This is a genomic window from Psychrobacter jeotgali (assembly GCF_904846315.1).
In the GTDB taxonomy this organism is placed as follows: domain Bacteria; phylum Pseudomonadota; class Gammaproteobacteria; order Pseudomonadales; family Moraxellaceae; genus Psychrobacter; species Psychrobacter jeotgali.
This window is the reverse complement of the sequence record NZ_CAJHAF010000001.1, coordinates 2,395,544-2,413,830: the sequence shown is the minus strand read 5'-3', so window position 1 is coordinate 2,413,830 and position 18,287 is coordinate 2,395,544. Positions and strand designations below refer to the sequence as shown.

Below are 18,287 nucleotides of genomic sequence, written 5' to 3'. Positions count from 1 at the left end.
ATAATATTCAAACTCTATATTTAAATATCCAAATTAGATACTGTTAATGCGTTTTCTTCAATAAAGATACGGCGCGGCTCAACATGATCACCCATCAGACAAGTAAACATATGATCGGCAGCGATAGCGTCTTCAATAGTTACTCGTAGCATCCGGCGATTCTCCGGATCCATGGTAGTATCCCACAATTGATCGGCGTTCATCTCCCCTAGCCCTTTATAACGTTGAATAGCCAAACCACGACGGGCCTCCAACATCATTTGCTGCCACAAGTAATCAAAGTCACGCACTGCAATATCTTTACTATTACCCGTAGTACTTTCACGACGAATGAAGGCAGTATCTTCTAATAAAGTGTTCCATTCAGCTGATAAGCGCAATAACTTCGAGTATTCACCAGAGTTGATAAAGCCAGCATCCAGTAAATAATGGTGCGCCAGTTGATGCACATAAATAGTGATCCGTGGTAACCACTGAGCTTTGGTAGATAACATCTCACTTTCGGGTGCAGACTCAATGTTATCATCAGTCAGATTATCGATTTCAGGCTCGGGCGTAGGCTGCGGTTTCATACCTAATAAATCGGCGGTAACCGCATCCATTGCTTCAGACACCGGTGCATGAATATTAATCAACTCGATCTCTGGGCTTAGATCACTACCAAAGTGGCTGAGCTGAGTTTGGAGCTTCTCTTTCCACGCTTCCATCACTGATTTATCATAAGTCATATCAGTGCTAAGCTTTGGCGTATGCGTTAAAGCGTCGAGCAATACCGCTGGAAAACGGATTTGCAACCGTGCTTTAATTAATTGCGTTTGGTTGTAATCGTTAAGCAAAGTTTCAAGTGCTTGCCCAGTAATAGCGGGTGCGTCGGCGCTAACGTGAAGCTTAGTATTATCAATCGTTGAAGATAATAGATAAGCTTTGAGCGCTTCATCGTCTTTCAAATATAGCTCTTGACGACCTTTTTTCACTTTATAAAGCGGCGGCTGAGCGATATAAATGTAGCCACGCTCTATCAATTCCGGTGTTTGACGGAAGAAGAAAGTCAGCAGCAAGGTGCGAATATGCGACCCATCAACGTCCGCATCGGTCATGATAATGATTTTATGATAGCGAACTTTATCAGGATTATATTCATCAGGACCAATACCACAGCCCAATGCTGTAATGAGGTTACCGACCTCAGCCGATGATAACATCTTATCAAAACGCGCCCGTTCAACGTTTAGGATTTTACCTTTGAGGGGCAAAATAGCTTGAGTTTTGCGGCTACGACCTTGCTTAGCAGATCCACCCGCAGAGTCACCTTCCACAATATATAACTCTGATAAGGCCGGATCTTTTTCTTGACAATCGGCCAACTTACCCGGCAAACCAGCAATATCTAAAGTAGTTTTACGACGAGTCATCTCACGAGCTTTACGCGCTGCATCTCGTGCCCGCGCCGCATCAATGATTTTATTAGCCACAGCTTTACCGGCAGTCGGATTCTCTAGCAGATAGTCGCTAAAACGATCGTGCATCGCTGATTCAACCGCTGATCTTACTTCACTAGATACCAATTTATCTTTGGTTTGGCTGGAGAATTTAGGATCAGGTACTTTAACCGAAACGATGGCGGTCAAACCTTCACGAGCATCATCGCCGGTCGCCACTACCTTTTCTTTTTTGAACAGGTTCTCACGATCCATATAACTATTCAAAACACGAGTCAATGCAGAACGAAAGCCCGATAAATGCGTTCCGCCATCCCTTTGCGGGATATTATTGGTGAAACATAGTACTTTTTCGTTATAAGTATCAGTCCACTGTAGCGCCACTTCGACACTGATCCCATCATCTTGTTCACTGGTGAAATGAAACACTTCATTAACACCGTCTTTACCAGCGTTTATGTAACTGACAAACTCTGATAAGCCGCCTTTATGCTCAAACTCATGGCGCTTATCGATACGCTCATCGGTCAAAACAATACGCACACCTGAGTTTAGAAAAGATAATTCACGTAAACGCTTAGCTAAAATATCGTATTCAAAAACAGTACCCGTAAATACATCGGTACTAGGATAGAAACGGATCTGAGTACCGGTTTTATCGGTCGCTTCCATTTGTTGTATTTCACTATCAGGCACGCCATCAGTATAAGTTTGCTGATAGTGATAACCTTCACGCCAGATATTCATCTCTAGCTTTTTGGACAGTGCGTTAACCACAGATACGCCTACCCCATGCAGGCCGCCTGACACTTTATAACTGTTATCATCGAACTTACCGCCAGCATGAAGCACGGTCATGATGACCTGCGCGGCAGATACGCCTTCCTCGGGATGGATATCAACCGGAACACCGCGTCCATTGTCACTAACACTCACTGACTCATCTTCATGAATGACGATATCGATTTGATCACAGTGACCCGCCAGCGCTTCATCGATAGAGTTATCCACTACCTCAAAGACCATGTGATGAAGGCCAGTACCATCATCAGTGTCGCCGATATACATACCGGGACGCACGCGCACGGCTTCAAGCCCGCGCAATACGCGAATATCTTTGGAGCTGTAATCGGAGGGTAACCCTTCAGGAGCAGTGCTAGAGCTAGTATCAGAAATCAGACTATCTGTTATTATCTGGTCGTTATCGGTAGGTAATGAATCACTCATGTGCATTCCTTAATCAAGCCGTAATCAGCTATTAATCATAAGTTTGCCACTACGGCATAAGCTTACGACGTTATCTTGAATTGGTTCTATTGACGTTAATATTTTAGTAAAATCCGCATTAATAACTTTTATATTTAAACTTACATTTAGAATTAACAGCCGTGAATAAAAACTTATTTCACTTTATGACTACTCTAAACGCTTCTATATTTCTCTAAAGTTAGTACAAATGATAACCATTAGATAATTGCTAAATAAAACTTAATACTATCAAACACTTAAAGCTCTATGAGCGTTGTTAATAGAAACCTACAGTTATTAGATAACTTGCTGAAAACAGGACATAAATAAAGCCTTATTTTAACATTTTTTTGGCCGTAAGTCACTGTTTACTGGCGGTTTTATGACAACTCTTCGAGTCATACAGGATAATAAATGGTTTGATAATAAATGCTGTGAAAGTCAGTAAATTTAAGGGGCTACAGCACTTATTTTATAGCTGATTCTATTTAAAGCGCATAGCAAGAAACCGCTCAAGCAGCTTCCGTAAAAGACTGTTGCGGCCTTATACAAAAATCTCACCTTGTTTCATGTGAAACACTGTAGAAATTGACCAGTACTTATTAATTAATGGCAGAACGTCTTCGGTTAAACTGGTTATAAATACTTGGCAGGGCAGCTTGGCTAAGGTTGATAACAGAATATCTATGGCTCTATCATCAAGCTCTGCAGTGATGTCATCTAGTAGCACTACAGGAGTCGCTTTTGCGTCTGGAGCTGCATTAGATAACATTGGGTTTCCAATATCGCTCTCAAGCAATAAAGGCAACTGCGATAAACGTAATGCGGTAATTAACAGCTTCTTTTCTCCACGGGACAAGATATTGGCGGCTTGCTCTTTTAGAGCGGGTAGCTTTACCCCAGTATCCGTTGAAGTTATCGGACCCTCGCTATCACTGCTTGAGCGCCAGTGCACATGAACATCAGCTCGGTGGCTGCCAATACGAGTATAACCCAGCTGTAAATCCTGATTCAAACGCTCATAAAGCTGTTCATCTAAAGGTCTGCTGGCATCATAGCCAGGATTATAACTTAGGCTTAGTTGCTCAGCGTAAGTGGGTAGCAACTGTACACTACTTTTAGCAAAATAAGGCTGCCATGCTTCAAATACTTGCTCTCGGTAATGATGAATAAGAGCTGCATGATTGGCCAGCCCTTTATCCCACGCTCTTAACTCGGCAAGCTGGCTTTTATTTAAGCTGTTGGTCTGTTTAAGTAGACTATTGCGCTGCTTTAATAAACGCTGATAAGAGACCCATTGAGGATGAAAGCCTTGTTTCATGTGAAACACTAGCCAGTCTAGCAATTGACGCCGACTGGCACTCCCCTGCTCTAACATATCCATAGTAGAAGGGTCGATTAGCAAGGTTGGCAGCTGTTCGGTAAGGATACTTTGATTATAAACAGTAGTTTGATTGAGCCGTAGAATAGTAGCGGCATCCGTTTGTTTTTGGATAGCTATGGTGCGGTCGTCAGATAGTATGGCATGGACGGTAGTGGCGGGTTGATGGTGCTGAATATAGCGCTTGGGCTGATGATGACGAAAACTTTTGCCCCGTGACAACAAAAATATAGCTTCAAGCAAGGATGTTTTACCACTACCGTTAGCACCGATAATGACATTACAGGCCGCTGTCTGTAGAGTTAACTGATTAAGGTTACGCAGATGCGAGACTTGGAGACGTTCAATCATAATGCTGATAACCGCCCATTTTATTAACTCCCGCATCAGCGTCTATCTTTTTAGATTACTGATTATCCAATGCTATTGTTGGTATTACACCGTATAATTGATACTAAATAGTGAGTCAACTATATACGCATCGGCATGATCACATATTGATGCAAATTATCATTAAGCTGATTGACCAATACAGACGCATTCGATTGACTCATATGCATCTGTACGTCACCTTGGATAACACTCAGTACGTCTTGTAGATAAGCGGCGTTGAAGGATAACTCCATAGGATCGCCTTGATATTTAGCTTGCAGCATCTCCACCGCTTCATCTTGCTCGGCATTATTAGCCCGTACTTCTACCATACCGTCGCTAGCAAAATTGAACACTACCCCGCGCGATTTTTCATTACTCAAAATTGCCACTCGGCGCAGTACATCACTTAATTTATCTTGGCTTAATAGCGCTAGTTTATCAGTATTACTAGGCATTACTCGGCGATAGTCTGGAAACTTACCATCGATCAAACGAGCGGTAAAGGTAACCATCAAGTCCGTGCTCACCTGCCCTGCACTATCAACATCACCAAAGGGTAAGCTGACTTGCAAGAACTCGCGACCAAAACTTAAAGTAACCGCATTATCTTGCTCTCCAAGCATTTTGCCAAGCTCAGAAGCCAGTCGTTCAAGCTCAATCACCGCCTTACGCGGCAGAATAGCTTGCATGTTTAGATCACTATTAACCTCAACCACACTTCGAGCTAAAGCCAAACGGTGTCCATCAGTAGCCACCGTAGTCAGCTGCTGCTCTGAGACATCAAACAGCATCCCAGTCAAATAGTAGCGTACGTCTTGAATCGCCATAGCGAACTGAGTTTTATGAATCAGATCGCTTAGACGGCTACGGCTAATCACTATCGGGGTGATGTTCTCCGGATTACCCAAGCTAGGATAGTCCTCGCTAGGCAGGGTGCCCAAGGTAAAGCGGCTCTTACCACTGGTTAATAAGCAGCGCTCATTTTCTTGAGTGGTCAGATTGACTTGCGCTTGCGCCGGCAGTGATTTACAGATATCCCTGAGCTTAGTCGCAGGTAAAGTCGTCGCACCAGCCTCAATACAAGCCCCTGCCGGTAACTTGAGAGTTGAAGTCAACTCCACCTCCAAATCAGAAGCGGTTAAAATAAGCTCTGATTCAGACAACTGTAGTTTGATATTACCCAAAATCACCATATTGTGCCTTTTATCAGCAGCTTTGGCGATCAAATTAATGGCTTTTAATAACGACTCTCGATTAATCGATAATTGCATACTCAGTTACTCTTATTTTAGGAATGCTGATTCAAAGATCTTGTCCAAAAAACTAGGGGATCATCTTTTGGCGCCAATTTTCAACGCCTAATTGTTTCTAACGCTCGATTGAGGGTAATCGCTCATTTTTTTATTTAATATCAACCAAGGCTATATACCACCCATAACTATATACACTATAAACATAGCTACTTATTTTTAACCATTATAAACCATATTGGCCAACTAAAACATCGGACTAAAACCTTAGCGAAACACTGTTAAACCTATCTACTTTAACCTGCTTGTAACATCATTGCCAACGCTTTGTAATCTTTATCAAAAGCAGGATCAGTTGCGCGCAGCTGTGCCACTTTATCGCAGCCATGCATAACGGTGGTATGGTCACGACCACCAAATGACTGGCCAATATCAGGGTAACTGTCGCCGGTCAACTCTCGTGATAATGCCATGGCAACCTGACGCGGCCTAGCAATGCTGCGGGTACGCTTGCGCCCCATCAAGTCTTTGACGGAAACATCATAATATTCGGCCACCACTTTACGAATATTATCCATATTTACTGCCTGCACCCGCATAGCAACGATATCTTTTAAAGCATATTGCACCATCTCAAGGGTAATGGGCGCACCAGTCAGATTAGCATTAGCAAAAACTTGGTTTAAAGCACCTTCTAAACGCCTGACATTAGAGACTACATTTTGCGCAATAAATAAAGCGCACTCTTTAGGTAACGTCATACCCGAGGACGCCGCCTTTTTTTGTAAAATCTGCACTCGAGTATCAATCTCAGGAGGCTCGACTGCCACCGTCAACCCCCAAGAAAACCTTGAGCGAAAACGCTCATCAAATTCAGTCATCTGTGAGGGATGACGATCAGATGCCAATATCAGTTGTTTATCCCCACTAGTAAAATCGGCAAATAAAGTCAAAAACTCATTACTACTTTTAGTCTTACCAGCCAAAACATGAATATCATCTACAATCAACAAATCAACTTTTTTTATTTTCTTTTTAAAATCTTCTATTTTATTATTTCTTAAAGAATAAACTAATTGATTAATAAATTTCTCAGAAGTGAAATAATAAAAACTTCTATTATTTTTTAAATAGCGATCTGCTACAGAATGCATTAAATGGGTTTTTCCCAAACCTGAAGGCCCATAAATAAATAAAGGATTGTGACGATTCTTTGACTGACGTTTACTGAGCTCATAACAAGCCTTGTAAGCAAGGCTGTTGGACTTACCAGTAACAAAGGTTTCAAAGGTAAAATCAGGATTGAGGTAGCTAAGAGACTTAGCATCAGTAGCATCAATAAGATTGGCATGCTGTCTATTGATATCATTATCTACACTCAGGCGATCTGTTTTATTATTTTGAGAAGCTAGGGTAGGGGAGGGGTTCGCCGCTGTTGAGTTTGAATTATTCTCAAAGAGCAGCCCCGAAGACTGAGAGTTGTTACTTAGCTCTAAGTTGTCAGTAGAAGTAGTGTGCCCAGCATTATCAACACGCACAATGACATCTTCAATACTATCTTGACTGTGCTTAGCAACCAACTGCTGGATATCGTCTAAATGATTCTTTTTGATATAAGAAACAAAATAATCGTTAGGTGCTCGAATAACCAAGGTACTTGATTCTTGATGTACTGATAGCGGTCTCAGCCACATGGTGAACACGTTATCTTTGACATGATAGCGTAGATCATCTAAACATTTATCCCATAGGGTAACGGTGTCTATCATGGAACTAATGGCCTTAAATTTAAAATAGTTAATTTGTAGGAGTGGTTTATACCGGCGCTTTTTATACAGGTATTCTGTAAATAACAAGAGAGATTTAGCTGTCCAAACCACTAATGCATTAGCATATCGAATAGGTGCTAATCTAACACAAATAGCCTGTGGATAACATCCTGTTTTTTGTGGATAAGACTGTGGATAGTTTTGTGGATAAGTTGAACCTCGAAGTTATCCATATTCTACCCACAGCTTATCCACAGGGTTACCCATAGGCTAATCTATTGATAATAAAAGATAAAATCGACTTAACCACAGATAATAAGGGCCCCAATAACAACAATACTTATATATATTAATTAATTAGTTATTATAGAGTTCGATGAATTCTGTGGATAACTTTTCAAACAAGACACTAAAAGCTCAATAATCAAGCTTGATAAACCCTAGGAATAAAGCCGATAACTAGGACTAGTCAATCATAGTTAGAATAAAACAATCAATTAGATGATTGACCATGATATAATGCAGTGGTATAATCCTGCGCTATTGTGAATTTAGTCCATTATTTGATAGGTGAGTTATGAAACGTACATTCCAACCAAGCGTGATCAAGCGTAAGCGTACTCACGGTTTCCGTGCTCGTATGGCAACGAAAAAAGGTCGTCAAGTTTTAGCACGTCGCCGCGCTAAAGGCCGTCATCGTCTAACGGTTTAATCGTTACAGTCGATGCCTATGGTTGATAGTGTTTGTTGATGACCTATATTTATTTTATGGGGAACAACACGAATTGAACGTGACTTTCACTTATACCATATTTTAAAAGCGCCCATATCGGCGCTTTTTTTTGTCTCAGTATTTTGTATTATAGTTAACACACTTTAAAGTTGATACCAGCAATACAGATCACCGAGTGTGCCGATTTTATTTAGGATCAACTATATTATACTAGCGCTTTTCTTAGCATTCATCTAGGTTGCACTATGTCTAACACTATTCCACCAGTCCCAACCACTTGCCGCTTCACTAAAGAGCAGCGTCTGCTCACCCCAGCAGCCTTCAGAGAGGTTTTTGATGCTCCTGAGCGTAAGATACATCAAAGTCATCTGATGGCCTTTGTACGCTCTAATAATCAGCAGCAAGCAAGGGTTGGAATGGCGATTACCAAGCGAAAAGTGCCCACTGCTGTGGCGCGAAACTTAGTGAAAAGGCAAATACGTGAAAGCTTTCGTTTAAAGGCTTTGGATTTAAAAAATAAGGATATTGTTTTTATAGTAAAAAAATCAATTAATGAATTAGATAAAAAAGATATAAAAAAAGAAATAAATAATATTTTAAAAAAATAGAAAAAATTAAAATGGATTATTTAATTAATAGAATAAATAAAATATTTTATTTATTATTTATTAATATTATTTTATTTTATAAGAAAATAATTAGTCCAATTATTCCTGCGCGCTGCAGATACTATCCAACCTGTTCACAATATGGTGAGCAAGCGTTAGCATGGCACGGTGTTTGGTCAGGGAGTTGGCTACTATTAAAACGTATTGGACGTTGTCACCCCTTAGGAGGGCATGGCATCGATTTTGTACCCCTCCCATTAGCTTCTTATAATTATCAGTATTTCCCCTCTACGCTTCCTTTAGATCACAAAGCCCAAGGAATAGGGGTTTATCGTGATCGCTACAGTTATGTTGCTCGCCTGAACTATTTAATGAGAATAAAATAAGTTCCATAGTTTATAATGAGTTATCCACAGCTTATCAACACTGTTGGTATCATTTAGACCATTTTTTTAGTAAAATGATGCACATTTTATGTAAATGACTGCCCCTATTGTGGTTATTTTTATATATAGCTCTATAGATAGCTTCGTATATATACAGGCAACTGCGATCTGTAGTCGTGGCACATGCCCTAATTTTTTATACCCTATTTTTAATTTAGGAAAGGTTTATGCAAAAGATATTTCGGGTGATGATCATCATTGCGATGCTAATCACCGCTTATCTGCTAATTTTGGCATGGCGAGATGATTATGCCGATGTACCCGTCGTCGATCCGGTGCCAGAAACGGTAACCTCGGTAGGCGCTGATATCCCCTCCACTTCGGGTGCTGCTGGTGACATTCCAGTGCAGACGCTACCTACCGAAGCTAGTGTAGGAGCCACTACGGCACCAGCTAAAGAGACAGGGCTTATTACGGTTACGACTGATCGCTATAATGTGAAAATTAATCCAGAAGGCGGTGATATCGTTTATTCAGCTCTAAAAGAGTACGATGCGACGCTAGATAGTGATGAGCCTTTTGTATTGCTGGAAAATAATAGCAATCGTGTCTACGTGGCTCAATCAGGTCTGATTGGCAAAGATGGTATTGATACCGCCGAAGGTCGAGCTAATTATAGCTATACGACTAATAATTACGTTATGGAAGAAGGTCAACCGTTATTATCGGTACCCCTTACCTATCAAAAAGATGGCGTAAAAATCACCAAAACCTTCACCTTTACCCGCGGTGAATATCCGATCGATGTTAGCTATAAGATCCAAAATACTTCTGCTGAGCCCTGGCAAGGTCAACTGTTTGCACAACTAAAGCGTGACGACAGTAAAGATCCGGGCATGTCGGATAAAGGGGCGCTCAGTATGGCCACTTATCTTGGCGGTGCTTGGGGTACGCCTGACGATCCTTATAATAAGCTCAAGTTCGGTAAGTTTAGTGATGGCGAATTAAATGTGACTAGCGATAAAGGCTGGGTCGGGATCGTACAGCATTACTTCGTTTCTGCTTGGACGCCGGATAACTTTACCGCTAATTTCTTTAGCCGTGAAACTGGTAGTGATTATTTTATTGGGTTTAACAGCCAACCGATTAATGTGGCTACCAATAAGCAAGTAACTTTAAATGCAACGTTATATAGTGGGCCTAAAGTACAGTCTGAGCTTAAGGATGTAGCAGTGGGTCTAAATCAGACCGTTGATTATGGTTTGTTGTGGCCGATATCAAAAATATTATTTGCGATACTTGATGGTATTCATAATATTATTGGTAACTGGGGTTGGTCTATTATTGCTTTGACGATTCTAGTCAAATTTGCCTTAATGTGGTTCTCTAATAAGAGTTACTATTCAATGGCAAAAATGCGGGCTATCGCACCTAGATTGGCAGCATTAAAAGAAGAGCATGGCGACGATCGGATGAAGATGTCGCAAGAGATGATGAGCATTTACAAAGAAGAGAAGGTTAACCCCATGGCGGGTTGTCTGCCGATATTGATGCAGATGCCTATCTTCTTAGCCTTATACTGGGTACTAGTCGAGAGTGTTGAGCTTCGTCATGCGCCATGGATTTTATGGATTCAGGATTTGTCTGCGATGGATCCTTGGTTCATTCTGCCGCTACTGATGGGTGCATCGATGTTTATCCAGCAGCAGTTAAACCCGCAGCCCGCTGATCCCATGCAAGCAAAAGTTATGAAGTTTTTACCGATTATCTTTACCGCTTTCATGCTGTTCTTCCCCGCAGGTTTGGTGCTGTATTGGACAGTGAACAACTTATTTAGCATGACTCATCAATATATTGTGAATAAGAAAGTCGAAGAAGAACAAAAGAAACGCACGGTTAAAGTGCTTGGTTAGTCTTCTGCTTTTGCTAAAAAAACCATCGCTCTAGCGGTGGTTTTTTTATATATAACCTTAAAGTTTATTTTGTCAGGCTCAGCCCAGCCGTCTATAATGGAGTTTTTAGCCAATGAGAGTAAGTGTGGATTCCAACGTAGTATTATCACCTAAGGATTCTTTTGAGTCGTCTGTAATAGCTAGTAGCTCTACGATTGCTGCGATTGCCACGCCGCTTGGCCGTGGCGGCGTAGGTGTGATACGTCTGTCGGGGCCAAAAGCTTATACTATGGCTCGGCAGTTAACTGGGAAGTCTAGCTTTACTCCGCGCATGGCGAGCTTTTGTCGTTTTTATCAGCAGGATGGCACGGTTATCGATGAAGGATTGGTGCTGTATTTTAAAGCGCCGCACTCTTTTACCGGCGAGGATGTGATTGAGCTGCAAGGCCACGGTGGGATGATATTGCAGAATCAATTGTTAGCAAGGGTGTTTGAGTTGGGCGCTCAGCAAGCGCAGGCAGGAGAGTTCTCTTACCGAGCTTTTGATAATGATAAATTAGATTTACTGCAAGCTGAAGCCATCGCAGATGCTATTGATGCAACCAGCGCCGCTGCTGCTAGCAGTGCGATTCGCTCCTTGAGCGGCGAGTTCTCACAAAAGATTAATCACTTATTAGAACAGCTTATTCATCTGCGTTTGCATGTGGAAGCGGCGATAGATTTTCCTGATGAAGAAGACGTGGATTTCTTGTCCGATGGCGTTATACAAGAGAAGCTTGAGCAAACCCAAGCACAAATACAGACGGTACTGGCAACCGCCAAGCAAGGTCAGTTGCTACGTGACGGTATTCACGTGGTATTAGCAGGTAGACCTAATGCAGGTAAATCAAGCTTACTTAATCGCCTAGCGGGGCAAGAGCGTGCCATCGTGACTGAGGTTGCTGGAACCACTCGCGATACTCTCCAAGAAACGGTAGTGTTAAACGGTTTAACCTTGCATCTAACCGACACTGCAGGATTACGAGATACCGAGGATACAGTCGAACGTATTGGTATCGAACGGGCGCGTAAAGCCATTACTCAGGCTGATATACTACTATTAGTCTATGATGTTACCCGTGACCTTGAAGAAGAAAGTACTCCGTTACAGCTTGTAGAACAGCTGTTTGGCGAATTACCGGACGCCCAACGATTATTAATTATCGCTAACAAGAGCGACTTATTAATCACTAATGACATTAGCGCTATCACAAAAATCCAGCATAATGATAGCTATTACGAGCAGGTCAATGTTTCATGTGAAACAGGTTTTGGTATTGAGGCGTTGATACAAACCTTGTGCGATAAAGTCGGTTTTCATCCTCCTGAGAATAGCCTAATTGCCCGTACTCGTCATATTGATGCGCTAAGACGTACCGCTGATTATTTAGCAGAAGCCCATGAGCAATTGATCGTCTTTCAAGCCGGTGAACTGGTTGCTGAAAGCTTACGTCAAGCCCAGCTGAGCTTAGGCGAGATTACTGGTGAATTTAGCGCTGATGATTTATTAGGTAAAATATTCGGTAGTTTTTGTATTGGTAAATAGTTTAATTGCACATAAATAGTAGGCTATTCATAAAAGGAAAAAGCAATGCATTGTCCCTATTGTAATGCCTTTGAGACTAAAGTAATAGATTCACGCTTAGCAGCAGAAGGAGCGCAAGTCCGCCGCCGCCGGATCTGTAGCAGCTGCCAAGAGCGCTTTACCACCTTTGAGATGGTGGAAGTGGTGATGCCACGTATCATTAAATCAAGCGGCAAAATTGAGCCTTATGACAATGAAAAGCTGCGCCGATCGATTTTACTACCCCTGCAAAAGCGGCCTATCACCATCGATGAGCAAGAAGCGATGATCAGTCGAATTGAAAAGCGAGTTCGACAAATGGGCGAGCGTGAAATCAGCAGCAAGGTTTTGGGTGAGATTATCATGAGTGAGCTCAAAACCCTCGATGACGTGGCTTACGTACGTTTCGCCAGCGTCTATCGCGACTTCCAAGATATAGATGCCTTTCATCAAGAGATTGCTAATATTCGGCCTACGGATAAAAAAGACAGTTAGGTTATAAATAGCCGTAAATACCTATTAGCCATAGCCAGTCATAACTATTAGTAAATAATTATAAGCCCTTAAGAGCCTACTATGTCCCATTCTAACTATTCCCAAAACGCCCAACATGCTCAAGATAATTATTTTATGATGCTAGCGATCGGGCAAGCTGAGCGTGGACAGTATACGGCCAGACCTAATCCAGCAGTAGGCTGCGTTATCGTGCAAGCAGGCGTGATGGTTGGCCAAGGCTTTCATCCCCAAGCAGGTCAGCCGCATGCTGAAGTATTTGCGCTACGTGATGCAGGCACGCAAGCAGTCGGCGCGACCGCTTATGTGACCTTGGAGCCTTGTAGTCATACCGGACGGACACCGCCATGTGCTAAAGCTCTGATAGAGGCGGGGATTAAGCGGGTGGTTATCGCTGGACTCGATCCCAATCCTCAAGTGGCAGGACGGGGTGTGGCATTGTTAGAACGAGCAAATATTGAAGTTAGAGTAGGTGTATTAACTGAACAGGCAGAGGCATTAAATCGTGGCTTTTTAAAAGCGATGCGCACGCAAATGCCTTATGTGCGCTTGAAAATCGCCACCAGTCTTGATGGCCGTACGGCGATGGCAAGTGGTGAGTCAAAATGGATTACAGGCGCTGCCGCTCGCGAAGATGTGCAAAAGCTACGCGCTCGAAGTGGGGCGATTATTACTGGTAGTCAAACTGTGATTGCCGATAATCCTCAGCTAAATGTTCGATCCAAGAGTTTGGGCGTCGCCGCTGAGCAAGTTCCAGCGCCTATGGTAGTCATTCTCGATAGGCGCGAACGTTTAGCGTATGATGCTCAAGCAGATTATCACTTGTGTAGACAGCCAGAGACTTACTATTGGCGTGATGATAATTTACTTGAGTTATTGAAAACGTTGGTCAGTGAGTATCATTGTTATGAGGTATTGGTAGAAGCGGGAGCGAGTGTGGCTGGTAGTTTTTTAAGTCAACAATTGGTTGATGAGCTTATCGTTTACCAAGCGCCTTGCTTACTAGGTAGTGATGCTCGTGCAATGGTCGACTTTAATCCATTATCACTGGCTGAGCAGTTACGCTTTGATTATCAGGCTCATGAGCGAATAGGTAATGACCTTAAGCTGATTTTACTACCTTTATAAATCAACGAACAATGGTGTCACCAAAGCTATTTATCCACAATGGTGCTCAAAAGAGGATCAAATGTGGATAAGTCGGGTTCTAGGTACGATGTTTCACATGAAACTGTGTATAACTTTGTTTCACATGAAACCATAAGTCTTAGTTCTTTGCTATAAATTTTCTGAAAGCTATGCGTGTCAAGGTTTTCAAGGTCCTATAGGTTATATTGGTAGCGTAAACCGAAAAATGCACAGATTGTGGATAACTTTGGGTTAATAGGTATATTTGAGTTAAAATGCTATGATAGCTATCAACTTATCCACAGCTTATCCGCAAATAGTTATAAATGTAGATAGGCTGGTAACTTACCGAGATCTAAACTAATTTGAATAATAAGAAGAGGTTATATGTTTACTGGAATTATTGAAAGCGTAGGTAAAGTTAAATCGATGCAGCCTGTCGGCGGTGATATTCGCTTAGTTATTGAGTCTGATGATTTAGACTTCAGTGATGTCAAACTAGGAGATTCTATTGCATCAAATGGTATTTGTTTGACGGTAGTAGATATGGGCGATAACTATTATGCAGTCGATGTTTCACGTGAAACTATTGCTCGTACCGCATTAGAGAGTTTGAAACCGGGTCATATCGTAAATTTAGAAAAAGCCATGCTGCCAACCACTCGTTTTGGTGGGCACATCGTTGCCGGTCACGTTGATGGTGTAGGGGTAGTCAGCAAGTTGCAACAAGATGCCCGCTCTATTTATATTGAAATTGAGATACCAAAAGAGTTGGCGCACTATACGGCGACCAAGGGCTCAATTACTCTCGATGGCATCAGCCTGACTACGAACTTGGTACGTGACAATATTGTCAGTCTAAATATTATCCCTCATACGGCAAAAGTAACTAATATTGCACAGCATTGGTTGGTGGGCGACAAAGTCAATGTCGAGGTGGATATCGTGGCGCGTTATTTAGAGCGTTTATTAACCAAAACTTCAAATACTACTATGAACAGCTCTTCACCATCGAGCGCTATTACCGAGAGCTTTTTGGCAGAAAATGGCTTTATGAAATAAAGGTTATATAGACAGTTGAAAATAAAGTTGTCATAAATTCAAATGCGTTATTGGTATCAATTTTCCTTGCGTGCTGCTGATACAGAGGCTAGTTATAAGTCATAAACTGCTGCAAAATCCTACCTAACTGGTCTTTATTGATAGGTTTTTCTAAAAAGGTATTCATACCGGCAGCCATACCAGCGTCGTAATCTTCTGCTGTATTATTCGCTGTAAGAGCCACAATAGGAATATCATCGCCTTGCGCTCGAATGATTTTAGTAGCTTGTAAGCCATCCATTACTGGCATCCGATAATCCATCAAAATAAGTGCAATCTGTGCCCGTTGCAACTTTAGCTTCTCTAGAGCCTGCTGACCATCATTAGCCACTATACTCGGATAGCCAAGCTTGCTAAGGAGCTTGCTGGTAATGGTTTGATTGGTTTTATTATCGTCGACGATTAACACTAAAGGTTTTACAGTTAATGATTCAGCATGATTTTGGGGAGTTGATTCTATTTTATTGTGCTCTACTCTATCTTCCTCATCGATAGCGCTACTTTTATCTTCCTCTACTGCATTTAAGGGCTGAGTTAGACGTATCAGCTCTGATAATAGTAAAGTAACATCTAAAGGTTTATTCAAAAACCCATCAAAATGCTTTAAGAAAGTAAAAGGAATACTGCGTTCAGTTTTCATACTCAGTAATAACTTAGGGACCGTCGACGAGGTTAATAAGTCATCAAAGGCGTGCGCATTATTGTCATTACTCTGAGTGATATTATCATGATACTTTTGGTCTATTAGTAATACAGGCACCAGTTTTCCAGCAGAATTTGTTAGCTCAGCTTTAATCTGTTCAATAGGTGGCATATCGTTAGCATGATAAATATTGGCACTGATCGATAGGTAAGAGCACAGTTGCTCGAAGAATCCTACACACAAAGTATTGTATAGTATTGCAGTCAGATGAAGGCGCGCCAAACTATCGCGGAAATGATATACCGGCTGATAAATGGGCTGGCGGCACGGTAAATAAAGACTAAATGTACTGCCTGTATGACCGTCACTTTCAAGCTCAATAAAACCGCCTAATAGCTGTGCAAAACTATTAGAAATAGCCAATCCAAGCCCGGTTCCACCGAAGTTTTTACCTATTTGAGCGTTAGCCTGATTGAAATAAGAAAATAAATGCTGCTGCTCATTTTTATCGATACCGATGCCCGTATCTTTAATTTTAAAACGGATCCATTGGTGCTCGACATTGTTTTTAGAGACCGGTTCAATCAATAGTGCCACATAGCCTGAGTGAGTAAACTTAATCGCATTATCCATCAAATTAAGTAGGATTTGACGTAATCTATTGGCATCGGTAGTGATATAACGAGGACAATCAGGGGTGAAAAAGTATAATAGCTCAATCTCATGCCTGCGGGCGCTACCGACCATTAAGTCACTGACTTGCTGAGTAATTTTATAAATATCTGCTGACTCATTAGCAATAGAGGTTTTGCCGGCTTCTATTTTCGCCATATCCAACATGTCATTCAGCATAGTTAACATCGAATAACTGGACTGTTTTAGCGTAGTTATTAACTCTTGTTGTTCTGTAAATGAGGTATGCGGCTCTATAAGATCAAGTGTACCTATGATAGCGTTCAGTGGAGTGCGAAGCTCATGGCCGATAATAGATCTCAGCTTAGCAAACTCATTAATCTGCATTTGTAAGCCATGAATCTGTAGCTGCATAGTATCGATTTGACGCCTAAACTCATCTATATTATTGATTAAAACCGTAAAGCCATGAACCTGACCATGCTCACCGAACCAAGGGGTCATATGGAGCTGATAGGTTTGCTGGTTTACAATGTTTTTTACCAATAAAGTGCGGGTTACACGCTGTGTGGATAGGTTTTGTAGTAGCTGCTGGGTTGACTTATCACTACCCATAACAAAATCAGTCAATAGATATTGATTGCCCTTTTGAAAGGAAGTAGCAAAGACTTGCTCAAAGCGCTTATTAAAAAAACTGACCTGGCCCTGACGCATAACCATTAACATCGGTAGAGGCGACTGATCTACCAGCCGTTCTAGTCGATGCATTAGCGTTTGTACTCGCCGATAGTCATAGTGCAGCTGATAGCTTACTCGGCTCAAGGCGTGGCCTAAGCGCATAAACTCAGAGGTGGCGTTTTCTTTGGTTAGAGGTAAAGGGGCGTATGTTTTTTTAGATGAAGTGGTTAATTGCTCAGTATATTGTAGCAGCTGTTCCCAGTTTGTCCGGCGTTTAAGCATATACAGTAAAGCGAGTATAAACAAAAATATAGCGGTCATAACCGGGAGCCAATATTGGTAAGATATCCAGTTTATAGGAGTCGTTTGATGGCGTAGCACTACGTATAATTGATGACCGCTCTCTAATTTAATAACCCCTTTAAGGTTGCGGCTATTTATCTCGTAAGCACTGATATTACTAGAAGGTAAGGATAATGTAGGAAAGGCAACGGTATTAAAGGTCGCTTCATAAGGTTGGGTATGGCGATGGATATAAGTCTGTCCAGAAGGTAACATCAGAATCAACTGATAACTGACATCTTGCATAAATGGCTTGGTTAATATCTCTTCAAGCTCATCATTGCTCGGCGTTATATGCTCCGTAATCTCGTGTTGCAGTGATTCAAAAATCATAACCGTATGATGTTGGCTATGATTTTTAAGCTCATTAAATAGCATAGAATAGTATAGGAACAACATGATCAGTAACGTCAATGTATAAAAGAAGAGCAAACGTATTAATGACTGAAACTGTTGCATGCAAGTATAGTCCTATATCCATACGCTATGAGGTATAGGGTAGAAGATATAAATTTTTGATGTTTTTATAAGGTAATCTTATCTTATTATCATGGATATAAGTAGC

At 41.5% G+C, this 18,287-nt stretch carries 13 protein-coding genes; 8 read left to right on the top strand and 5 right to left on the bottom strand.

Annotated elements, in window-relative coordinates:
* Positions 1-20 precede the first annotated feature (20 nt).
* The 4 genes from gyrB to dnaA all read right to left on the bottom strand — a co-directional run bounded on the left by gyrB (position 21) and on the right by dnaA (position 7,462).
* A complete protein-coding gene (gene gyrB, locus JMX18_RS09920; RefSeq protein WP_227674627.1) occupies positions 21-2,666 on the bottom strand; it encodes a DNA topoisomerase (ATP-hydrolyzing) subunit B in 2,646 nt (881 codons plus the stop codon).
* A gap of 565 nt (positions 2,667-3,231) precedes the next feature.
* Positions 3,232-4,419 (bottom strand): DNA replication/repair protein RecF, encoded by a 1,188-nt coding sequence (gene recF, locus JMX18_RS09915; protein ID WP_201588313.1) that lies wholly within the window; start codon positions 4,417-4,419, stop codon positions 3,232-3,234.
* 119 nt (positions 4,420-4,538) lie between these two features.
* The gene (gene dnaN / locus JMX18_RS09910) at positions 4,539-5,714 is read right to left on the bottom strand and encodes a DNA polymerase III subunit beta (RefSeq protein ID WP_201587384.1); all 1,176 of its coding nucleotides are present in this window, start codon (positions 5,712-5,714) and stop codon (positions 4,539-4,541) included.
* Positions 5,715-5,989: 275 nt separating this feature from the next.
* Positions 5,990-7,462 (bottom strand): chromosomal replication initiator protein DnaA, encoded by a 1,473-nt coding sequence (dnaA, locus tag JMX18_RS09905; protein WP_201587380.1) that lies wholly within the window; start codon positions 7,460-7,462, stop codon positions 5,990-5,992.
* A gap of 577 nt (positions 7,463-8,039) precedes the next feature.
* On the opposite strand from dnaA, the gene rpmH reads away from it, so the two are divergent.
* From rpmH to JMX18_RS09865, 8 genes are all read left to right on the top strand, one after another.
* The gene (gene rpmH / locus JMX18_RS09900) at positions 8,040-8,174 is read left to right on the top strand and encodes a 50S ribosomal protein L34 (RefSeq protein WP_007394757.1); all 135 of its coding nucleotides are present in this window, start codon (positions 8,040-8,042) and stop codon (positions 8,172-8,174) included.
* 266 nt (positions 8,175-8,440) lie between these two features.
* Positions 8,441-8,803, top strand: coding sequence for a ribonuclease P protein component (gene rnpA / locus JMX18_RS09895; protein WP_201587378.1), 363 nt, complete (start codon positions 8,441-8,443; stop codon positions 8,801-8,803).
* 11 nt (positions 8,804-8,814) lie between these two features.
* Positions 8,815-9,189 carry a membrane protein insertion efficiency factor YidD gene (gene yidD / locus JMX18_RS09890; RefSeq protein ID WP_201587376.1) on the top strand — a complete coding sequence of 125 codons (375 nt, stop codon included), beginning with the start codon at positions 8,815-8,817 and terminating at the stop codon, positions 9,187-9,189.
* Positions 9,190-9,416: 227 nt separating this feature from the next.
* Entirely contained in the window at positions 9,417-11,102 is a 1,686-nt protein-coding gene (gene yidC, locus JMX18_RS09885; RefSeq protein WP_201587374.1) for a membrane protein insertase YidC, read from the top strand.
* Between the two features lie 112 nt (positions 11,103-11,214).
* Positions 11,215-12,666, top strand: a complete 1,452-nt coding sequence (gene mnmE, locus JMX18_RS09880) for a tRNA uridine-5-carboxymethylaminomethyl(34) synthesis GTPase MnmE (RefSeq protein WP_201587372.1) — start codon at positions 11,215-11,217, stop codon at positions 12,664-12,666.
* A gap of 45 nt (positions 12,667-12,711) precedes the next feature.
* Complete coding sequence (gene nrdR, locus JMX18_RS09875) at positions 12,712-13,179, top strand: transcriptional regulator NrdR (RefSeq protein ID WP_201587371.1); 468 nt, start codon at positions 12,712-12,714, stop codon at positions 13,177-13,179.
* A gap of 81 nt (positions 13,180-13,260) precedes the next feature.
* Positions 13,261-14,325, top strand: coding sequence for a bifunctional diaminohydroxyphosphoribosylaminopyrimidine deaminase/5-amino-6-(5-phosphoribosylamino)uracil reductase RibD (gene ribD, locus JMX18_RS09870; protein WP_201587362.1), 1,065 nt, complete (start codon positions 13,261-13,263; stop codon positions 14,323-14,325).
* A 387-nt stretch (positions 14,326-14,712) separates the two neighbouring features.
* Entirely contained in the window at positions 14,713-15,387 is a 675-nt protein-coding gene (locus tag JMX18_RS09865; protein WP_201587360.1) for a riboflavin synthase, read from the top strand.
* Between the two features lie 88 nt (positions 15,388-15,475).
* Here JMX18_RS09865 and JMX18_RS09860 read toward each other — a convergent pair whose 3' ends face one another.
* Positions 15,476-18,181 carry a hybrid sensor histidine kinase/response regulator gene (locus tag JMX18_RS09860; protein ID WP_201587358.1) on the bottom strand — a complete coding sequence of 902 codons (2,706 nt, stop codon included), beginning with the start codon at positions 18,179-18,181 and terminating at the stop codon, positions 15,476-15,478.
* Positions 18,182-18,287 lie beyond the last annotated feature (106 nt).

Bases quoted from the DNA above. Each gene is read 5' to 3' on its own strand.
- dnaA (WP_201587380.1), bottom strand. From the start codon at position 7,462: ATGATAGACACCGTTACCCTATGGGATAAATGTTTAGATGATCTACGC.
- yidC (WP_201587374.1), top strand. From the start codon at position 9,417: ATGCAAAAGATATTTCGGGTGATGATCATCATTGCGATGCTAATCACC.
- rnpA (WP_201587378.1), top strand. From the start codon at position 8,441: ATGTCTAACACTATTCCACCAGTCCCAACCACTTGCCGCTTCACTAAA.
- recF (WP_201588313.1), bottom strand. From the start codon at position 4,419: ATGATTGAACGTCTCCAAGTCTCGCATCTGCGTAACCTTAATCAGTTA.
- dnaN (WP_201587384.1), bottom strand. From the start codon at position 5,714: ATGCAATTATCGATTAATCGAGAGTCGTTATTAAAAGCCATTAATTTG.
- gyrB (WP_227674627.1), bottom strand. From the start codon at position 2,666: ATGAGTGATTCATTACCTACCGATAACGACCAGATAATAACAGATAGT.
- mnmE (WP_201587372.1), top strand. From the start codon at position 11,215: ATGAGAGTAAGTGTGGATTCCAACGTAGTATTATCACCTAAGGATTCT.
- JMX18_RS09865 (WP_201587360.1), top strand. From the start codon at position 14,713: ATGTTTACTGGAATTATTGAAAGCGTAGGTAAAGTTAAATCGATGCAG.
- rpmH (WP_007394757.1), top strand. From the start codon at position 8,040: ATGAAACGTACATTCCAACCAAGCGTGATCAAGCGTAAGCGTACTCAC.
- ribD (WP_201587362.1), top strand. From the start codon at position 13,261: ATGTCCCATTCTAACTATTCCCAAAACGCCCAACATGCTCAAGATAAT.
- JMX18_RS09860 (WP_201587358.1), bottom strand. From the start codon at position 18,181: ATGCAACAGTTTCAGTCATTAATACGTTTGCTCTTCTTTTATACATTG.
- yidD (WP_201587376.1), top strand. From the start codon at position 8,815: ATGGATTATTTAATTAATAGAATAAATAAAATATTTTATTTATTATTT.
- nrdR (WP_201587371.1), top strand. From the start codon at position 12,712: ATGCATTGTCCCTATTGTAATGCCTTTGAGACTAAAGTAATAGATTCA.